Origin of the sequence: Nitrospirillum karajorum (assembly GCF_036348415.1) — a bacterium.
Taxonomy (GTDB): domain Bacteria; phylum Pseudomonadota; class Alphaproteobacteria; order Azospirillales; family Azospirillaceae; genus Nitrospirillum; species Nitrospirillum amazonense_B.
Genome location: NZ_JAZBQB010000001.1, coordinates 475,841 through 492,113 on the forward strand (window position 1 = coordinate 475,841; position 16,273 = coordinate 492,113).

At 66.1% G+C, this 16,273-nt stretch carries 18 protein-coding genes and 1 pseudogene; 5 read left to right on the forward strand and 14 right to left on the reverse strand.

Annotated elements, in window-relative coordinates:
* Nucleotides 1-15 precede the first annotated feature (15 nt).
* Genes UCD39_RS02125 through UCD39_RS02135 form a run of 3 tightly spaced genes read right to left on the reverse strand, consistent with a single transcriptional unit; the run spans nt 16 to nt 2,386 of the window.
* Nucleotides 16-432, reverse strand: coding sequence for a c-type cytochrome (locus UCD39_RS02125; RefSeq protein WP_330494487.1), 417 nt, complete (start codon nt 430-432; stop codon nt 16-18).
* The gene (locus UCD39_RS02130; protein ID WP_330494488.1) at nt 417-1,793 is read right to left on the reverse strand and encodes a hypothetical protein; all 1,377 of its coding nucleotides are present in this window, start codon (nt 1,791-1,793) and stop codon (nt 417-419) included. Before UCD39_RS02130 ends, UCD39_RS02125 begins: the two co-directional genes overlap by 16 nt.
* 17 nt (nt 1,794-1,810) lie before the next feature.
* Entirely contained in the window at nt 1,811-2,386 is a 576-nt protein-coding gene (locus UCD39_RS02135) for a cytochrome b (RefSeq protein WP_330495474.1), read from the reverse strand.
* Nucleotides 2,387-2,732: 346 nt separating this feature from the next.
* Here UCD39_RS02135 and UCD39_RS02140 point away from each other — a divergent pair, with 346 nt between their 5' ends.
* The gene (locus UCD39_RS02140) at nt 2,733-3,140 is read left to right on the forward strand and encodes a hypothetical protein (protein ID WP_330494489.1); all 408 of its coding nucleotides are present in this window, start codon (nt 2,733-2,735) and stop codon (nt 3,138-3,140) included.
* A 90-nt stretch (nt 3,141-3,230) separates the two neighbouring features.
* Here UCD39_RS02140 and UCD39_RS02145 read toward each other — a convergent pair whose 3' ends face one another.
* Together UCD39_RS02145 and UCD39_RS02150 are read right to left on the reverse strand one after the other, a co-directional pair.
* Nucleotides 3,231-3,521: a type II toxin-antitoxin system RelE/ParE family toxin gene (locus UCD39_RS02145; RefSeq protein ID WP_330494490.1), complete on the reverse strand. Its 291-nt coding sequence runs from the start codon at nt 3,519-3,521 to the stop codon at nt 3,231-3,233.
* Nucleotides 3,514-3,768 (reverse strand): type II toxin-antitoxin system ParD family antitoxin, encoded by a 255-nt coding sequence (locus UCD39_RS02150; RefSeq protein WP_330494491.1) that lies wholly within the window; start codon nt 3,766-3,768, stop codon nt 3,514-3,516. The genes UCD39_RS02145 and UCD39_RS02150 overlap by 8 nt, the downstream gene beginning before the upstream one ends.
* 214 nt (nt 3,769-3,982) lie before the next feature.
* Between UCD39_RS02150 and UCD39_RS02155 the strand changes: the two genes are divergently transcribed.
* The 3 genes from UCD39_RS02155 to UCD39_RS02165 all read left to right on the forward strand — a co-directional run bounded on the left by UCD39_RS02155 (nt 3,983) and on the right by UCD39_RS02165 (nt 5,761).
* Entirely contained in the window at nt 3,983-5,071 is a 1,089-nt protein-coding gene (locus UCD39_RS02155) for a serine hydrolase domain-containing protein (RefSeq protein WP_330494492.1), read from the forward strand.
* Between the two features lie 61 nt (nt 5,072-5,132).
* Complete coding sequence (locus tag UCD39_RS02160; RefSeq protein WP_330494493.1) at nt 5,133-5,375, forward strand: antitoxin; 243 nt, start codon at nt 5,133-5,135, stop codon at nt 5,373-5,375.
* A complete protein-coding gene (locus UCD39_RS02165) occupies nt 5,372-5,761 on the forward strand; it encodes a type II toxin-antitoxin system VapC family toxin (protein WP_330494494.1) in 390 nt (129 codons plus the stop codon). Before UCD39_RS02160 ends, UCD39_RS02165 begins: the two co-directional genes overlap by 4 nt.
* 11 nt (nt 5,762-5,772) lie before the next feature.
* Here UCD39_RS02165 and UCD39_RS02170 read toward each other — a convergent pair whose 3' ends face one another.
* From UCD39_RS02170 to aspS, 5 genes and pseudogenes are all read right to left on the reverse strand, one after another.
* Nucleotides 5,773-6,507 (reverse strand): hypothetical protein, encoded by a 735-nt coding sequence (locus UCD39_RS02170; protein ID WP_330494495.1) that lies wholly within the window; start codon nt 6,505-6,507, stop codon nt 5,773-5,775.
* A 48-nt stretch (nt 6,508-6,555) separates the two neighbouring features.
* Nucleotides 6,556-6,735: pseudogene (locus UCD39_RS02175) on the reverse strand (aspartate--tRNA ligase); the annotation flags it as partial.
* 15 nt (nt 6,736-6,750) lie between these two features.
* Nucleotides 6,751-7,170, reverse strand: coding sequence for a hypothetical protein (locus UCD39_RS02180; protein WP_330494496.1), 420 nt, complete (start codon nt 7,168-7,170; stop codon nt 6,751-6,753).
* On the reverse strand, nt 7,161-7,757 hold the full coding sequence (locus UCD39_RS02185) for a peptidoglycan recognition protein family protein (RefSeq protein ID WP_330494497.1): 597 nt from the start codon (nt 7,755-7,757) through the stop codon (nt 7,161-7,163). The genes UCD39_RS02180 and UCD39_RS02185 overlap by 10 nt, the downstream gene beginning before the upstream one ends.
* 174 nt (nt 7,758-7,931) lie before the next feature.
* Entirely contained in the window at nt 7,932-9,752 is a 1,821-nt protein-coding gene (gene aspS / locus UCD39_RS02190; protein WP_330494498.1) for an aspartate--tRNA ligase, read from the reverse strand.
* 211 nt (nt 9,753-9,963) lie between these two features.
* Here aspS and rnd point away from each other — a divergent pair, with 211 nt between their 5' ends.
* Nucleotides 9,964-11,115 carry a ribonuclease D gene (gene rnd, locus UCD39_RS02195; protein ID WP_330494499.1) on the forward strand — a complete coding sequence of 384 codons (1,152 nt, stop codon included), beginning with the start codon at nt 9,964-9,966 and terminating at the stop codon, nt 11,113-11,115.
* A gap of 90 nt (nt 11,116-11,205) precedes the next feature.
* On the opposite strand, the gene UCD39_RS02200 is transcribed toward rnd, so the two are convergent.
* The 4 genes from UCD39_RS02200 to UCD39_RS02215 all read right to left on the reverse strand — a co-directional run bounded on the left by UCD39_RS02200 (nt 11,206) and on the right by UCD39_RS02215 (nt 16,122).
* Nucleotides 11,206-12,018 (reverse strand): EF-hand domain-containing protein, encoded by an 813-nt coding sequence (locus UCD39_RS02200; protein ID WP_330494500.1) that lies wholly within the window; start codon nt 12,016-12,018, stop codon nt 11,206-11,208.
* A 248-nt stretch (nt 12,019-12,266) separates the two neighbouring features.
* Complete coding sequence (locus UCD39_RS02205; RefSeq protein WP_330494501.1) at nt 12,267-13,241, reverse strand: EF-hand domain-containing protein; 975 nt, start codon at nt 13,239-13,241, stop codon at nt 12,267-12,269.
* Nucleotides 13,242-13,597: 356 nt separating this feature from the next.
* Complete coding sequence (secD, locus tag UCD39_RS02210; protein WP_330494502.1) at nt 13,598-15,436, reverse strand: protein translocase subunit SecD; 1,839 nt, start codon at nt 15,434-15,436, stop codon at nt 13,598-13,600.
* Nucleotides 15,361-16,122, reverse strand: a complete 762-nt coding sequence (locus UCD39_RS02215) for a protein translocase subunit SecD/SecF (RefSeq protein ID WP_330494503.1) — start codon at nt 16,120-16,122, stop codon at nt 15,361-15,363. Before UCD39_RS02215 ends, secD begins: the two co-directional genes overlap by 76 nt.
* Between the last annotated feature and the right edge of the window lie 151 nt (nt 16,123-16,273).

Consider the following 16,273-nt stretch of genomic DNA (forward strand, 5'->3'; position numbering starts at 1 on the left):
GGCCATACCGGCCCGTCAGCCGTGCAGCGTGGCCAGGAAGGCGATGATGTCCGCCCGCTCGGCCGCGTCCTTCACGCCCTGGAACTTCATCACCGTGCCCGGCATGGCGGTCTTGGGCGCGGCCAGGTAGGTGTCCAGCGTCTCCGGCGACCAGACCCAACCGGCGGCGCGGTTGGCATCGGAATAGGCGAAGCCCTCGACCGTGCCGGTGCGGCGCCCCATCAGCCCGAACAGGTTGGGCGCGCTGCGGGAACCGCCGCCGGCCCGCGTGGTGTGGCACTCGCCGCAGTAATTGTCGAACAGGTCGGCGCCGCGGGTGGCGTCGGCCGCCCGACCCACCGCCGGCAACCCAGCCGCCAGCAGCGCCATAGCGGCCAGGATGCGGCGCCGCCGCGCGCATATCGGGAAATGGGTCATCAGAAAGCCAGCCATGTCAGCAGCCATAGGGTGTTGTTGTCCGACGCATTGCGGCCAGTACCATCGTAATTGCGGCTGGCGCCGTTGAACTGGGTATAGCCGGTGTATTGCAGCGCCAGGCGCAGGTTGACCCAGGGGGCGGCCCAGGAGTCCGTCTTGCCGAACGGCGTCCAGTCGGCCTGCAGGATATAGCCGCTGGAGTTCGGCTTGCCGTTGGCGCTGCCGGTCAGGGGGTCCGATCCATAAAGGGCGGCATCGCCCGAGCCTGTGCTGCGGAAGACGCCGGCGGTCAGGCCGTAGGTCTGTTGGAAGGTGTAGTAGGCGTTCAAGCGGTAGCTGTTGAGATGCCCGGACGCGCTGTCGGCCAAGCCCAGGACCACGCTGGCCGGCAGGCTGTGTGTTTCCAGGATGGCGGTGGCGTTGGCCCCCAGGGTGTGATTGCGGTTGGGATGCCATTGATAACTGGCGTCCACGCCTACGTCCGTATAGCGGTCGGTGCCGGCGCTGCGGTCGTTGTTGGGGAAGACATGGGTGGAGAGCCCGAACACGCCCAGGGCCGCCGACTGCTGCAAATCCTCATGTTGCAGCGCCAGCCGGGCATAGGGGGCGGTGCCGTCCACCACCGGGCCATCGGCGATCGCCACGCCCAGGGTGTTCAGCGGACCGCTGGCCAGGGCGCGGTAGCCGCCCGCCTCGACATAGAGCAGATCCGCGAACAGGCCGTAGGCGGTCATCCCCACCACCCGCTGCGCCAAACCACCCTCGATCAAAGTGGCGGCGGCCGGATGGGGCGCCAACTTGGCCGCGGCATAGGGGAAGCCCCAGGCCGGGGTGGTGTTGTAGGGGTCGGAGACGGTCGGGCTGTTGTTCACCGACAGGCCCAGGATGCTCTCCAGCCCCGCCAGGGTGGCCTCGCGCCCATAGCGCAGGTCGGTGTTGTCCCAGGCGATATGGTGGCCGACGCCGTCCCAGGTGGTTTGCGAGAAGACACCCAGATGATCATAGAGGCGGCCGGCGACGAAGACGCTGACCTGATCCACCGCCCCGTTGTTGTTGGGCCCGAAGCCGGAGGCGGCGCCCCCGTCTTGGCCCTGCGTCGTGTGGGTGAGCGACAGCTCCGCCATGCCGGACACCAGGGGAAACTGGCGTGACGCCTGACCGTCGGCGTAGCCGGTCAGCTTGAACGCGCGGCCGTGCGCCGTCAGCTGCGGACCAAAGGCACCGACATGGCAGGCGCTGCACGCCTCCCCCGTCTGGTCGGAGAAGGACGGGACGGCGCGGGCGGGCATGGCGGCCAGGACACCCAGCAGCAGGGTGGCGACCACCAGGGCGGCGCCGCGACCACCGTGCCCGTGCGGTTTGGATAGAAGGACCATGGGGCAACCTCGGCTGGTCAGGATTCGGGAACGGTGGACGGGCGGGAAAAGCCCCGCCCGGGGGGACGCATGCGATCCAGGGTGCCGTCCTTCAGGACCACGGCATGGGCCAACGCCGCGCCGGCGTGCAGGGCGACCAGCGCCAGCAGGGCCCAGGAGAGGGAGGCATGCGCGAGGCCCAGCCATTCCGCCCGCTCGGCATCCTTGGCCATGAGGGCGGGCAGCGGCAGCCAGCCGAACAGATCCAGCGCCCGCCCCCGGGCGGACGCCAACAGCCAGCCGCTGGCGGGCTGAAGGAACAGCAGGAGGTACAGGCCCCCATGGACCAGGCCCGCCACGCGATGCTGCCACACCGGCATGCCCGGCAGCGGCGGCGGGGCCGGCCGGGCGAGGCGCAGGCCCAGCCGGACCAGGGACAAGGCCATGAGGACAAGACCGACCAGCCGGTGCCAATCCAACAGCAGGCGGCGCAGGGCGGTATCCTCGACCCCCTCGCGCACCCAGGCGCTGGCGAACAGCGCCGTCACCAGCGCGGCACCGGCCCAATGGGCGTAAATTTGCGCCGCGCTGTACGCGCGCCGATGAACCACCATCACCACCCCCGCCATTAGTCCTGGTCGCAATGGTGCGGCGCGGAATTCCTGCCGCACCGCACCTAAAGACGCGCCACCCTAAAGGGCCGGCGTGTGGAGTTGTTTGGAGTTACGCCCCTGCCGCGTTGAGTGTTTTGCAGGAATCCAGCCCCTTGCCACAGGCGGCCACAGCGCAGGCCAGGCGGGGCATGCCCGACGTGTCCGCCATGCCGGACACCGGCCCGGACAGGCGGGTCTACGGGCAGAGCCTTGTGATTCCTTGAAAAATCTTGTGGCCCGGAATCTGCTGTGCGCCGCAGCCGGCATGTTGGCGGCCCTGTGCGCCGCACCCAGAAGGAAAACGATTATGAACGCGACCCTCGACGCCATCAAAAGACACCAAAGCCGGATCGGCAGAAGCGCCAGCATCAGCGTCGGCTATGCGCAGGCGGATGTCTCCGGCGGCGGCCTGATCATCGACCTGGGCTTCACGCTGGAAAACATGCCGACCCAGGACACGCCCTGCTGGATCCTGTTTTCCGAGGAACGCTCCGGCAAGGATATCGGCAGCGGTTTCCTGGTGTGTGCCGACAGCTTCAAGGCTCCGGAAACGGGCGTGGGCTATGACCTGTCGTATTACTGCCTGTTCTCCGTCGCCCATGACTTCGGCCTGAAGCCCCGCGACGTCGTCTGCGCCACGATTTCCTTTGGCGAGAACGGCATCGGCGCCCAGCTGGAGGGCAACCCCATCCGTATCCCCATCACGGTCCTGTGATTGAGCCCTCACTGAGGAAGGGGCGTGTAGGGGGCAACCCTGGCGCGCCCGCCATCCACAATGGTCCTTTCAAGTCCAAGGCCGAACTGGCTACAGGTGCTGGGAAAGATCCATGTGGGCGTGCAGGACGCGGATGACCAGAATGCCATTCGCGGCCTTGCGATAGAACACAACATGGCTTCCGCTCTCAATCCGCAGATAGCCCGGACGTATCCCCCCGGCATCACGCCCCAAGTCGGGGAACCTGACCAGCCGCCCGAACAATTCGTGCAGCCCGTATGTGTAGCGCTCCGCCTGGGCCGCGCCCCATAGCGTCAATAACTCTCGGGCGATGCTCTTCAGGTCATCCCTAGCCTTGCCGGAAAGCGCGTACTCACCCATTCCCGGCTTCGCCCGCCTCAGCCTTCACCTCAGCCCAGATATCCAGGACGTTCTGGCTGCTGATGCCGCTGGCCTCCCCCTCGTCCAGGGCCGCGCGGAGGGCGGCGAGTTTGGCCTGACGCTCTTCCAGCAGACGAAGGCCCGCCCGCATGACGTCGCTGGCGCTGCCGTAACGGCCTTGGGCGACCTGTGTTTCCACGAAGCGGGTGAAATGCTCACCCAAGCTGACCGACGTGTTCTTGCCCATGATCGGCACCTCCGGCGGGTATTTCACCAAAAATTGGTACTGGCGGGCGACCTCTCAGGCAATCCCCGGCCATCCAAACTGGCTCCCTCCGCACAGCCGCGTCCGGCCCCTCCCTTCCGGGCCGGTCGATGGTATGCGCCTACCTAAGACATAACGCGGGGGCGGCGGCATGGACAGGCGGCGATTTCTAGGTAACGCGGTGTTGGGCGGGGCCATGGCGGGTGTGCCCCTCAGGGCGTGGGCCGATGCTTCACCACCCGCCGCCGGGGCGCCGGCAGCCGGCGGCGGCGTGGCGGCCTATGTCGCGTCCCAGGTGGCGGAGACGGGCTTCAGCGGCACGGTGCTGGTGGAGCACCAGGGTGCCGTGGTGCTGCATGAGGCGTACGGCCTGGCCGAGAGGTCCTTCCAGGTGCCCTGCCTGCGGGACGGCCTTTATCGCATCGCCTCCATCACCAAGCTGTTCACCGCCACCCTGGTGATGCGCCTGGTGGCCCAGGGCCGGCTGTCCCTGGACACCGTCATCCGCGCCTATCTGCCGGCGTACAAGGGGCCAGCAGCGGACAGGGTGACGCTGCGCCAGTTGCTGACCCACACCTCGGGCATCGAGAATTTCGACAAGGGGCTGACCAGCTACACCGACGCCGCGCGCACCGGCATGCCGGCCTATCAGCTGCCCCATGACAGCACCGACCTGATGGACCGCTACGCCAGCGGCCCCCTGGCGAAGGCGCCGGGCAGCGCGTTCGACTACAACAACGCCGACTACGTCATCCTGGGCAAGGTCATCGAGGCGGTGACGGGCCAGCCCTATGACCAGGCCTTGCGCCGGGACGTCCTGGACCCGCTGGGCCTGACGCAGACCGGCCTGCTGCGCCAGGATCTGATCCTGCCCAACCTAGCCGCGACCTATTACAAGGACGGCGACGCGGACCTGGCCCACGACATGCCGGTCTACATGCAGAACTGGTACGCCGCCGGCGGCCTTTATTCCACCGCCCCCGACCTGGCCGCCTTCGCCCGCGCGCTGTACGGCGGCGACCTGCTGGCCCCCGCCCAGCGCGCCCAGCTGCTGACCCCGGCGCTGGAGGAATACGGCTTCGGCCTCTGGGTTTCCGACCTTCAGGCGCGCGGCCGCCCCCACCGCTACGCCCAGCGCCCCGGCCGCATCATGGGTGCGAACACCCTGCTGCTGCGCTTCCTGGACGACGATCTGACCATCATCATCCTGGGCAACACCAACCTGGCCGACACCGACCGGCTGGGCTTCCGCATCGCCCGGAAATTCCTGGGGCCGAAGGACTAGCCTCCCTTGCCCGGCATTCTTCCATGGTATATATTTTTGATAGATATCAATGGAGAGGGCCATGGATACCGCCAAGCTCTTCTGGTCCGGCCGCTCACAGGCCGTGCGCCTGCCCAAGGACTTCCGGTTCGAGGGCGATCAGGTGCGCATCCGCCGTCATGGCAACGCCGTGATCCTGGAACCCATCGCCGACGGCTGGGATTGGCTGGTGGAGGTCACGGGGCCGGTGGATGAGGACTTCGCCAAGGCCGCCATGGACCGGCCGGCCGAGCAAGAGCGCCCGGCCCTGGACTTCTTCGAGTGAAGTTTCTTCTGGATACCAACGCCGTCATCGCGGTGATGAAGGGCGATCCCGTCTTTCTGAATCGGATGCGGCAGCACAGGCCGGAGGATTTCGGCCTGCCCACCATCGTCGCGCATGAACTCTACTTTGGCGCGGCCAAGAGCCAGCGCGCGGCGGAAAACCTGGCGCGTGTCGAGGCCCTGCGCTTCCCTGTCCTGGACCTCGACCGGGAGGATGCCCGGCAGGCGGGCCTTATCCGGGCGCACCTGGCCGCAGCCGGCACGCCCATCGGTCCCTATGACGTGCTGATCGCGGGCCAGGCGCTGGCGCGTGAGTTGATCCTGATCACGCACAACACGCGGGAATTCCAACGCGTACCGGGGCTACGCCTGGAAGACTGGCAATAGGCAGTATTCCCCTAGTGACGTGGCACTTCCATCTGATCTGCGATCGTTGATAGAAAAGCGGTTATGATAATTTGTTTGGGGCACGGCCCCTCCCATTGATCAAACCTAATATAATATTTTATCGATCCCGCTGAAAAGAAATTATAATTGTCACCCACCCCATGCTTTTCACTGAAGTCCCAATGATGCGCATATAGCGTAACGTATTTGTTATCGCCGTGGTATCTTTTACTAACGTCCAGATCTAAATCGCAGAAATTGCGCACCAATGGCTCACCTAGTGGGTGCAATGGAAAGTAATGTTGTATTTCCAATTGATACAGAGGCTGCCATAGGCCGTTGGGCGCTTCGCAACCCACTTTGGTGGAAGATGCGCGAAAATAAAGGCTATCAAGCCCAGTAATGTCACCGCCTTTCATGGTCAGGTTATAGCCGCATGACGCGACCCTCTTTTCGAATATCTCGGCGCCGTGCAGACCGCCAAGATATGCGATCATCGCCTCTGGATCGGCCATGTCGATATGAGCCGGCATCTGCTCCAGCATCTCAAGAAACGTGCTGAATCTAGATGCGGTAAGCACGCCTGGGGCGGGGCCCGCATGCGCCACTCCTGAATGAACAATCGTGCCCAGAGCCACCGTCATCCAGCACCATACGCGCATATTGCCCCCCATCATTGCTGACAGAATGACCGCCAACTCACTGATTGGGTCAAGCCCCGATACCAAAAACAAAACTGGCGGCACCCTTCGGCGCCGCCCGCTTTAATCCTCAGCTGAAGCCGAAACCCCGCCTCAGCCTTCCTTGGCCTCGGTAGTGATCTTGGGTTTGGGCAGGTCGAGCTTGATGTGCAGTTCCTTCAGCCGCGCGGTGTCCACGGCGTTGGGGGCTTGCATCAGCAGGTCTTCGGTGCGCTGGTTCAGCGGAAAGACGATGACCTCGCGGATGTTGGGCTCATCGGCCAGCAGCATGACGAAGCAGACCGTCCATTACCGCCCAGACGAAACCTCCGGCCCCAGCAATAAAATGGCATCGTTCTGCGCATCCGACCGAAAAATATACCCGGCCCCACCCACATCCAGCGTCCAGCGGTAGGTCTTCCCGTCCTTGGCCTTCAGGTTGCCCCGGAACACGCAGCCGGTCTCCGTCGCCTTTTCATGGAAGCCCTGGCGCGGTTCCTCGTGCGCCTTGCGGAACCACTTCAGCGCCTGGGCGTCGGTCAGCGTCTGGTGGACGCAGGCGTCGCTGTAGACCTTGTCCTGGTCCTTCCCGTCGAAGGTGGCCGGCGTTTCGACGGTCACCGACTTTATGGCGATGCTGGTCACCTTGGCCTGGGCGACGGCCGCGCCCAGAAGGGCGATCATAACCAGGGCGGCGGCTGGCTTCAGTGCCCCGTCTTTCAGTGCCACGTCGCGGTCTCCGCCTCATGGATGTTCTTGAACGACACATCCGGGTGTCGATAGATCTCGATGGCCGGAAAGCGCAACAGGGCCTTCAGGCCGGCGATCATCCAGTCCAGGGCGGCGTTCTGCTCCGGAGTCACTGGCTCGAACGTGGTGCCCTTGGGCTCGATGATGTTGTCCGAGACGATTTCTATTCCGATGGAATCATCATTCATGGGAAAGCGGTCGGGGAAGGCCTTCTGTCGTTCGATCTCATGCACCTGCGCGACGCGCCAGCCGGTGATCAGCTTCACCTCCGTCGCCGGGCAGCTGTGCTGCAGCAGGCAGCGCGGCCGCAGCTTGCCGACGTGCCACAGCTTCCAGGTCACGGATGCGGTCTGGTAGACGTCCCCGTTCTTGTCGATCAGGAAGTGCGCCCCGTTGGGCGAGGCCCCCCGATAGCTGTTGAAGGTGGCATCCCGGCTGGGCGATCCCGTTTGGTGGACAATGATGCCGTGGATCGCGGCCATCGTGCCGTGCTTGAGGTTGGGGAATGGTGACTTGGTCACCTTCGAGTCCACCACCCAACCATCCGCATCCAACTGCATGAGCATCCTCCGCTCCCTTCTCTCCAGGGATATCGGTTGGCAGTGAGATACGGCAATGGTGTACAGCCGAAGGGGTAGTCAAGGCTAAGCTCGGCGCCCACGAACCCCTCAAAGACAAAACGGGCGGCGCCCTTCCAGACGCCGCCCGCTCTGATACTCCACCTCAGCGAAGACCCCGCCTCAGCCTTCCTTGGCCTCGGTGGTGATCTTGGGCTTGGGCAGGTCCAACTTGATGTGCAGTTCCTTCAGCCGCGCGGTGTCCACGGCGTTGGGGGCCTGCATCAGCAGGTCTTCGGCGCGCTGGTTCAGCGGGAAGACGATGACCTCGCGGATGTTGGGCTCATCGGCCAGCAGCATGACGATGCGGTCGATGCCCGGGGCGGAACCGCCGTGCGGCGGGGCGCCCAGCTTGAAGGCCGAGAGCATGCCGCCGAAGCGGGTCTCGAGATCCTCGGCGGAGTAGCCGGCGATCTCGAACGCCTTGTACATGATCTCGGGCTTGTGGTTGCGGATGGCGCCCGAGGACAGCTCGATGCCGTTGCAGACGATGTCGTACTGGAAAGCCTTGATGTCCAGCGGGTTCATGCTGGTCAGTGCCTCCAGGCCGCCCTGCGGCATGGAGAAGGGGTTGTGAGAGAAGTCGATCTTCCCCGTCTCCTCATCCTTCTCGTACATCGGGAAGTCGACGATCCAGCAGAAGCGGAAGGCGTCCTTCTCGATCAGGTCCAGCTCCTCACCGATGCGGGTGCGGGCCTGGCCCGCCAGCTTGGCGGCGGGGCCTTCCAGGTCGCAGACGAAGAACACGGCGTCGCCGTCCACGGCACCGGTCAGCTCACGCAGCACGACCTGCGCCGCCTCCGGCACGAACTTCGCGATGGGGCCCTTGCCGGCGCCGTTCTCGAACAGGATGTAGCCCAGGCCGGGGGCGCCCAGGCCACGGGCCCAGTCGTTCAACTTGTCGAAGAAGCTGCGGGGCTTGTCGCCCACGGCCGGCGCCTTGACGCAACGGACCACGCCGCCCTTGTCCAGCACGCCGCGGAAGGCCTTGAACTCCACGTCGTCGCGGCGGAACACGGCCGACACGTCGGTGATCACCAGCGGGTTGCGCAGGTCCGGCTTGTCGTTGCCGTACTTCAGCATGCTCTCGGCATAGGGAATGCGCGGGAACGGATAGGGGCTGACGGTCTTGGCGACGCCGGTGAAGTCGCGGAACTCGGTGAAGATGCCGTGGATGACGGGCTCGATGGCGGCGAACACGTCGTCCTGGGTGACGTAGCTCATCTCGAAGTCGAGCTGGTAGAACTCGCCCGGGCTACGGTCGGCGCGGCTGTCCTCGTCACGGAAGCAGGGGGCGATCTGGAAGTAGCGGTCGAAGCCCGCCACCATCAGCAGCTGCTTGAACTGCTGCGGCGCCTGCGGCAGGGCGTAGAACTTGCCCGGGTGGTTGCGCGCCGGGACCAGGAAGTCGCGCGCACCCTCGGGCGAGGACGAGGTCAGGATGGGGGTCTGGAACTCGGTGAACCCCGCCTCGATCATGCGGCGGCGGGCCGAAGCGATGACGTTGGAGCGCAGGTGGATGTTGCGGTGCATCTTGGTGCGCCGCAGGTCCAGGAAGCGATAGCGCAGGCGGATGTCCTCGCCCGCGTCCTGGTCGGAGTTCACCTGCAGGGGCAACTGGTCGGCCAGGCTCTGCACCACGATCTCATCCGCCTTCACCTCGATATGGCCGGTGGGCAGCTTGTCGTTGATGGTGTCGGCCGTGCGGGCCACCACGCGGCCGGTCACGGTGATGACCGATTCCAGGCGGGTGGATTCCAGCACCTTGAAGCCGGGATTGTCGATATCGATCACGCACTGGGTCAGGCCGTAATTGTCGCGCAGGTCGACAAACAGCAGTTGGCCGTGGTCACGCTTGCGGTGGATCCAGCCGGAGAGGCGGACGGTCTTGCCGGCGTCTTCCAGGCGCAGGGCGCCGCAGGTGTGGGAACGATAGGGATGCATGGGGCCGGACCTTGACGAGTGCGGGTTGGGCAATAGCGCCGCCGGCCCGCGAAAACGCGGGACTGACGGACCGGCGGACACTAGGGCCGGACGGGGGCGGATTGTCAAGACGGCCGGGCACTCCCGCCCCCGGGCGATGCGGGTTTTCCATGCCGGCCGCGCCTCAGAGGCCCTATGCACGCACGCTCAGCTATAGTATGTGAAGAACCCCATGACGCTGATCACCAATACCGCCGACCTCTCCGCCTTCTGTGACCGACTGGCCACCGCCGCCTACGTCACCGTCGATACCGAATTCATGCGGGAGAAGACCTACTACCCGCAGCTCTGCCTGGTGCAGGTGGCCGGCCCCGACGAGGCCGCCGCCATCGACCCGCTGGCCGATGGCATCGACCTGTCGCCGCTGTTCGCGCTGCTGGCCAATCCCGCCGTGCTGAAGGTCTTCCACGCCGCCCGCCAGGATTTGGAGATTTTCTTCAACCTGACCGGTGCCGTGCCCGCCCCTCTGTTCGACACCCAGGTCGCGGCCATGGTCTGCGGCTTCGGTGACAGCGTGGGGTATGAGACGCTGATCACCAAGCTGACCAACGCCCGCATCGACAAGTCCAGCCGCTTCACCGACTGGTCCAACCGGCCGCTGACCGACCGGCAACTGACCTACGCGCTGTCGGACGTGACCCACCTGCGCCCGGCGTATGAGAAGATCCGCCGCCGCCTGGACAAGACGGGCCGCGAGGAATGGCTGGCCGATGAGATGGCCATCCTGACCAGCCCGGACACCTATCGCCAGGACCCGGACGAGTCCTGGCGCCGGCTGAAGCCGCGCACCGACAAGCCGCGCTTCATCGCCGTGCTGAAGGAGCTGTGCGCCTGGCGCGAGCGCGAGGCGCAGCGCAAGGACATCCCGCGCAACCGCGTGGTGCGCGACGAAACCTTGATGGAGATCGCCGCCCACACCCCCAGCACGGTGGACGACCTGGCCCGCACGCGCGGCCTGGGCCCCAGCATGGCCGCGGGTCGTTACGGCGCCGAAATCCTGGCGGCCATCGAGAAGGCGCGCAGCCTGCCCGACAGCGCCCTGCCCCGCGCCGAACCGCGCGCTGAGCTGCCGGCCGGCATCGCGCCGACGGTGGAACTGCTGCGCGTGCTGTTGAAGCTGGTGTGCGATGACGAGGATGTGGCCAGCCGCCTGGTGGCTAACGCCGCCGACCTGGAGGCCATCGCCGCCGATGATCATGCCAAGGTGCAGGCCATGTCCGGCTGGCGCTTCGACCTGTTCGGCCGCCAGGCCCTGGCCCTGAAGCATGGCAAGCTGGCCCTGGCGATGGAGAACCGCAAGGTCAAGCTGGTGCATCTGGACTGATGCCGGCCTGACGTGCCGGCTTGACGACAAGGCCAAACGCCGCCCCGGGGCAACCCGCTGGGCGGCGTTTTTCATGAGGGCTCCTGGTCCTTAAGCCGCGACGGAGCCCTGCAACTGCGCCATGAAGGCCAGGGCGGACCCGCTGAGCATCGTGCTGGTGTCGATGGTGACACCATCGATGGTGATGCTGCTGGTGCCACTGCTGGATGTACCGCTGGTGGATGTACCGGAGTCGCTGGCGGTGGCGGTCGAGGACGTGCCATCGCTGGACGACGATGAGTCGCCCATATCGAACCCACCCGGCGGCGGCGGCGGGCCCATGCCGTCGGCGCCCTGGCCGCCCGATAGCGATTTCAGCGCCGACTGCGCCTCGGACTGGCTCAGCGTTCCGTCGCCATCGGTGTCGAGGCTGGAGAAGACCTTGTCCGCCAACTCCTTGCTGCCCGTTCCGCTGCCGAAGGCGGATTCGAAGTCGCTTTCGCTGATGCCGCTGCCGGATGACGTGGTGGTGCTGGTCGTGGCGCTGCTGGAAGACGTGGAGTCCGTGCTGGTGGAACCGCTGGAGGAGGACGTGCCGCTGGCGGTCTGCAGCAGCAGGTTCAGCAGGGCATCGCCCGCACCACCGTTACCAGAGGCGGCCGTCGTGGCGGTGCCATCGGTGCCGTCACCATCGCTGTCGCCGCCGATGCCCTGCAACATGCTCAGCAGGCCGCCATCCATCTGGAAGCCACCCATCTGAAAGCTGGGCGCGCTGGAGGCGGCGGTGGTGCCGCTGGTCGTCGTATCAGTGTCATCGGTATATGTGGCGTCAGCCGATGTGCTGGTGGACGCCGTCTGTATTTGGGCGAGCCAGGCGCTGTAAAGCGACTGGGACGAACCCGATGAAGAGATGGAGGAGGTCATGGGGGCTGCGCTCCGTTCAGGGGACCTCGGGCCACGGCTTCCCCCAACCGGTCACCGCGCTTCCCAAGGGCGCGGCCCCGCGACCGCGCGTCCGCCCCGATCGCAAGCGTCGTTCCAGGCAGTCGCGCAACGATCGCCCCGCCGACAGAACGGCAAGGAACCGGCGGCGGGGCATGTTTCATGCCGCCGCTGCGGGTTTGGATGCACACGTCGGACGCCCCCCTGTTTCAGAGGCCGGCGTCCCCGGCTCAGGCCGCGGCCAGTTGGCCTTGCAGCTGTGCCATGAAGGCCAGCGCCGATCCGCTCAGCATCGTGCTGCTGTCGATAGTGACGCCATTGAAGGTGAAGCTGGTGCCCGAAGCGTCGCTGCTGGACGAGGCGGTGGCCGTGGTGGCGCTGGTGGTGGAGGTTCCGGTGGTGGCCCCGGTGGTTGAGGTCGACGACGTCCCGTCCAGGGCACCCAGAATGCTGGCGGCCGAGGTCGGGTCGCTGTCGTCCGTGCTGGTGTCACTCAGCAGGGTGGATGCCTGCTGGCTGGAAGACGGACCGCCGACACCGCCGCCCCCGCCGTGGTGGTGGTGACCGCCGCCGTGATGGCCGCCGCCCGCCTGCTTCAGCGCGCTTTGCGCCTCGGACTGGCTGATGGTGCCGTTGCCGTCGGCATCCAGCTTGGAGAACACCTTGTCCGCCAGCTCCGTGGCCCCGGTGCCGGTGCCGAAGGCGGATTCGAAGGCCTGCTTGGAGATGCCGTCGGTCGTCGTCGTGCCCGTGGTCGTGGTGCCGTCGGTGCTGGTGGTGCCGGACGTGCCGAAAGCCGTCTGCATCATCAGGCTCATCAGCGGGTCCATGCCATCGGCGTTGTTAGCACCGCTGGCACTGGAGCCGTTATCCCCTGGCGGCGAACCCGGAGGCGGACCCGGCGGGAGGCCGCCGGCCGTGCTGCCGGCGCTGGAATCGGAACCGCCGTCGACACCCTGCAGCAGGGACAACAGCCCGCCCATTTGCAGGGCGAAGGGGCTGCTGGAAAGGGCGCCGACACCACCATCCGACAGGGCGCCATCCAACAGGGCGGAGGTAGCGTCTGTGGACGATCCGGTGGCGGTGGTCGAGGTTGAGGAACTGGCGTCGTCGGTGCCGGCCGAGGCCTGCGTCCGCGACGCCCATTGGGCCTGCCAACCGCTGTACAGCGACTGGCTGGAGCCCGAGGCGGCGATGGAGCTCATGGGTTAAGGTCTCCCCCGATGAAGAAACCTTGGACGAGGCCGCCTTGGATTTCCCCCGGCCCCCTCCAAGGGGTGCGCACGCGCGCATCGGCTGCCATCGCAACCGGGGGACCAACCCTTACTGAACTGTAATCATTGATTCTTTACAGAACTGGCCGTCAGTGCGGAACAGCTGTGCAAATAAATCGGCAAATTCGGCCCGGCATTTCATGCCCAGCGCCCGGCGGTTATTGCCGACTTTGGTGCAAAATTGTCTAGTGCGATTTTGCAACCATCTGTTTTTATTGCGCTTTTATTCTGGCATGCCGGTTGCCCATGGGCGCCGCCCCGGACAACCGGCAGCCAGATACGGTCCTTTACTCCGCCGGAGCGGCCGGGGCGGCGGAGCCGTCGGCCGGCGCGGGCCGGCGCAGGCTCTTTTCGCCCAGGAACAGCAGGATGGGGGCGGCGATGAAGATGGACGACGACGTCGCCAGCACCACGCCGAACAGCAGCACCCAGGCGAACTCGCGCAGCTGCTCACCCGCCAGCAGGGCCAGGGGCACGGTCACCAGGAAGATGGCCAGCGAGGTGCCGATGGTCCGGCTCAGCGTCTCATTGATGCTGCGGTCGATCAGTTCACGCAGAGGCATCTTGCGGTAGAGACGCAGGTTCTCACGCACACGGTCATAGACCACGACCTTGTCATTGATCGAATAGCCCATGATGGTGAGGATGGCGGCGATGGAGGTCAGGTTGAACTGCATGCCGGTGATGGCGAAGAAGCCCACGGTCTTCGTCACGTCCAGCAGCATGGTGACCACGGCACCGATGCCGAACTGCCATTCGAAGCGGAAGGTGATGTAACCCAGCATGGCGATGGCCGCCAGGCCCAGGGCCAGCATGCCGTCGTGGAACAGCTCGGCGCTGACGGAGGCACCCACGGCTTCCTGGCGGCGGATGACGGCACCGGGGAAATCCTTGTTCAGCTCGTCCTGGACGGCCTTCACGGCCCCCTGCTGGGCGGCGTCGCCGCCGGCCTGCTGCTCCAGCCGCATCAGCACGTCGGTGGGGGAGCCGAACTGCTGCAGCTGGACGGGCCCCAGGTGCAGGGTTTCCATCTTGGAGCGCAGCTTGGCGAAGTCGGCCGGGCCTTCGGTGCGGATCTCGATGACCACGCCGCCGGCGAAGTCCACGCCGTAATTCAGGCCGGGCTTGAAGAACAGCACCACCGAGGCGATCGACAGCAGCACCGACAGGCCGATGCCCATGTGGCGGCCGCGCATGAAGGAGATGTTGGTGTGGTCCGGTGCCGGGCGCAGGCGTGTGCCCACGGTCAGCGTCTTGGGCCGGAAGCGGCGGAACCAGCTGGCGGTGATGGCGCGGGCCACCACGGTCGCCGTGAACATAGAGGTCATGATGCCCAGGCTGATGGTGACGGCGAAGCCCTTGATGGTCCCGGTGCCGACCGAGAACAGGATGGCCATCTTGATCAGCGTGGTCAGGTTGCTGTCGGTGATGGTGGCGTAGGCTTTCGAGAAGCCGGCCTCCAGCGCCGCCAGGGGGGTCGCCCCCTTCCGCAGCTCTTCCCGGATGCGCTCGTTGATCAGGATGTTGGCGTCGACGGCCATGCCCAGGGTCAGCAGGGCGCCGGCGATGCCGGGCAGGGTCAGCGTGGCCTGCAGGATGCCCAGCAGGGCCAGGGTCAGGAACAGGTTGCACAGCAGGGCGATGTTGGCGAACACGCCGAAGATGCCGTAGCTGACGATCATGTAGGCCACGACCAGCACGAAGCCCACGGCCACGGCGGTCAGGCCGGCATGGATGCTGTCGGCGCCCAGCTCCGGCCCGATGGTCCGTTCTTCCACCACGGTCAGCGGCACCGGCAGGGCGCCGGCGCGCAGCAGCACGGCCAGGTCGTTGGCCGTCTGGGCGGTGTAGCTGCCGCTGATCTGGCCACGACCGCCGGTGATGGGCTCCTGGATGACCGGGTCGCTGATGACCTTGTCGTCCAGCACGATGGCGAAAGGCTTGCCCACATTGTTCGTGGTCGTCTCGGCGAAGCGGCGGGCGCCGATGCTGTCGAAGCGGAAGCTGACGACCCAGCGGCCGTTCTGGTCGGTGGTGGGGCTGGCGTCGGTCAGGTTGGCGCCATCAACCTCCACCTTCTTGCGCACCAGGATCTTGCGATCACCCCGGCCGTCCGCGACGGACATGATCTGGGTGCCCGGGGGGCGGCGCCGTCGGCGCGGACGGGCTCATCCGTCACCACCAGGCGGAAGGTCATCTTGGCGGTGGTGCCGATCAGCTTCTTGATACGGCCGGGATCGTCCACACCGGGCAGCTGCACCAGGATGCGGTCGCTGCCCTGGCGGGCCACCACCGGCTCGTTCACGCCCGTCTCGTCGATACGACGGCGGACGATTTCCTGGGACTGCGCCATCGCCTTGTCGATGCGGTCCTTGAAACCGGCGTCGGTCAGGGTCAGCGTGATGGTCTGGCCATCGGTGCGCAGGTCGATTTCCGGGACACCGCCACCGGTCGTGGCGGTGGCGATGGGGCCCAGGGCCTTGCGCGCCGCGTCGACGTCCGCCCCTTCGGGCAGGGCGATGGCGATGGACCGGCCGGCCGGCGTGATGCCGCTGACCTGTATCTTGGCGGCGCGCAGGGCGGTGCGCGCCTCATCGGTCAGGCTTTCCAGGCGCGCCTTGGCCACCGCGTCGCTGTCCACCTGCAACAGCAGGTAGGAGCCGCCCTTCAGGTCCAGGCCCAGGTTCACATGCCGGTCGGCCATCCAGCCCGGCAGGTAATCCTTGCTGATCAGGCTGGGCAGGGAGAAGACCACGCCCAGGAAACAGACCAGGGCGATCAACGCGGACTTGAGCGGTGAAAAGCGCAGCATAGGGTACGACGTCCTTGGGAACCCGCATGGGCGGCCCACCATGAAGGAGAGCCGCCGCCAGGAACAGGCGGCCCGGGTGGAACACCCACCACGGGCCGGTTAAACCAAGCGCCTTGAATACCCGCACCCCCGCACGCTTCCAACCAAAAAA

What these genes read in the sequence shown, in the direction of transcription:
- UCD39_RS02200 (WP_330494500.1), bottom strand. Translation starts at nt 12,018, where the DNA reads ATGACCTCCTCCATCTCTTCATCGGGTTCGTCCCAGTCGCTTTACAGC.
- rnd (WP_330494499.1), top strand. Translation starts at nt 9,964, where the DNA reads ATGACGCTGATCACCAATACCGCCGACCTCTCCGCCTTCTGTGACCGA.
- UCD39_RS02135 (WP_330495474.1), bottom strand. Translation starts at nt 2,386, where the DNA reads ATGGTGGTTCATCGGCGCGCGTACAGCGCGGCGCAAATTTACGCCCAT.
- UCD39_RS02155 (WP_330494492.1), top strand. Translation starts at nt 3,983, where the DNA reads ATGGCGGGTGTGCCCCTCAGGGCGTGGGCCGATGCTTCACCACCCGCC.
- UCD39_RS02150 (WP_330494491.1), bottom strand. Translation starts at nt 3,768, where the DNA reads ATGGGCAAGAACACGTCGGTCAGCTTGGGTGAGCATTTCACCCGCTTC.
- UCD39_RS02130 (WP_330494488.1), bottom strand. Translation starts at nt 1,793, where the DNA reads ATGGTCCTTCTATCCAAACCGCACGGGCACGGTGGTCGCGGCGCCGCC.
- UCD39_RS02205 (WP_330494501.1), bottom strand. Translation starts at nt 13,241, where the DNA reads ATGAGCTCCATCGCCGCCTCGGGCTCCAGCCAGTCGCTGTACAGCGGT.
- aspS (WP_330494498.1), bottom strand. Translation starts at nt 9,752, where the DNA reads ATGCATCCCTATCGTTCCCACACCTGCGGCGCCCTGCGCCTGGAAGAC.
- UCD39_RS02140 (WP_330494489.1), top strand. Translation starts at nt 2,733, where the DNA reads ATGAACGCGACCCTCGACGCCATCAAAAGACACCAAAGCCGGATCGGC.
- UCD39_RS02185 (WP_330494497.1), bottom strand. Translation starts at nt 7,757, where the DNA reads ATGCTCATGCAGTTGGATGCGGATGGTTGGGTGGTGGACTCGAAGGTG.
- UCD39_RS02145 (WP_330494490.1), bottom strand. Translation starts at nt 3,521, where the DNA reads ATGGGTGAGTACGCGCTTTCCGGCAAGGCTAGGGATGACCTGAAGAGC.
- UCD39_RS02125 (WP_330494487.1), bottom strand. Translation starts at nt 432, where the DNA reads ATGGCTGGCTTTCTGATGACCCATTTCCCGATATGCGCGCGGCGGCGC.
- secD (WP_330494502.1), bottom strand. Translation starts at nt 15,436, where the DNA reads ATGTCCGTCGCGGACGGCCGGGGTGATCGCAAGATCCTGGTGCGCAAG.
- UCD39_RS02215 (WP_330494503.1), bottom strand. Translation starts at nt 16,122, where the DNA reads ATGCTGCGCTTTTCACCGCTCAAGTCCGCGTTGATCGCCCTGGTCTGT.
- UCD39_RS02160 (WP_330494493.1), top strand. Translation starts at nt 5,133, where the DNA reads ATGGATACCGCCAAGCTCTTCTGGTCCGGCCGCTCACAGGCCGTGCGC.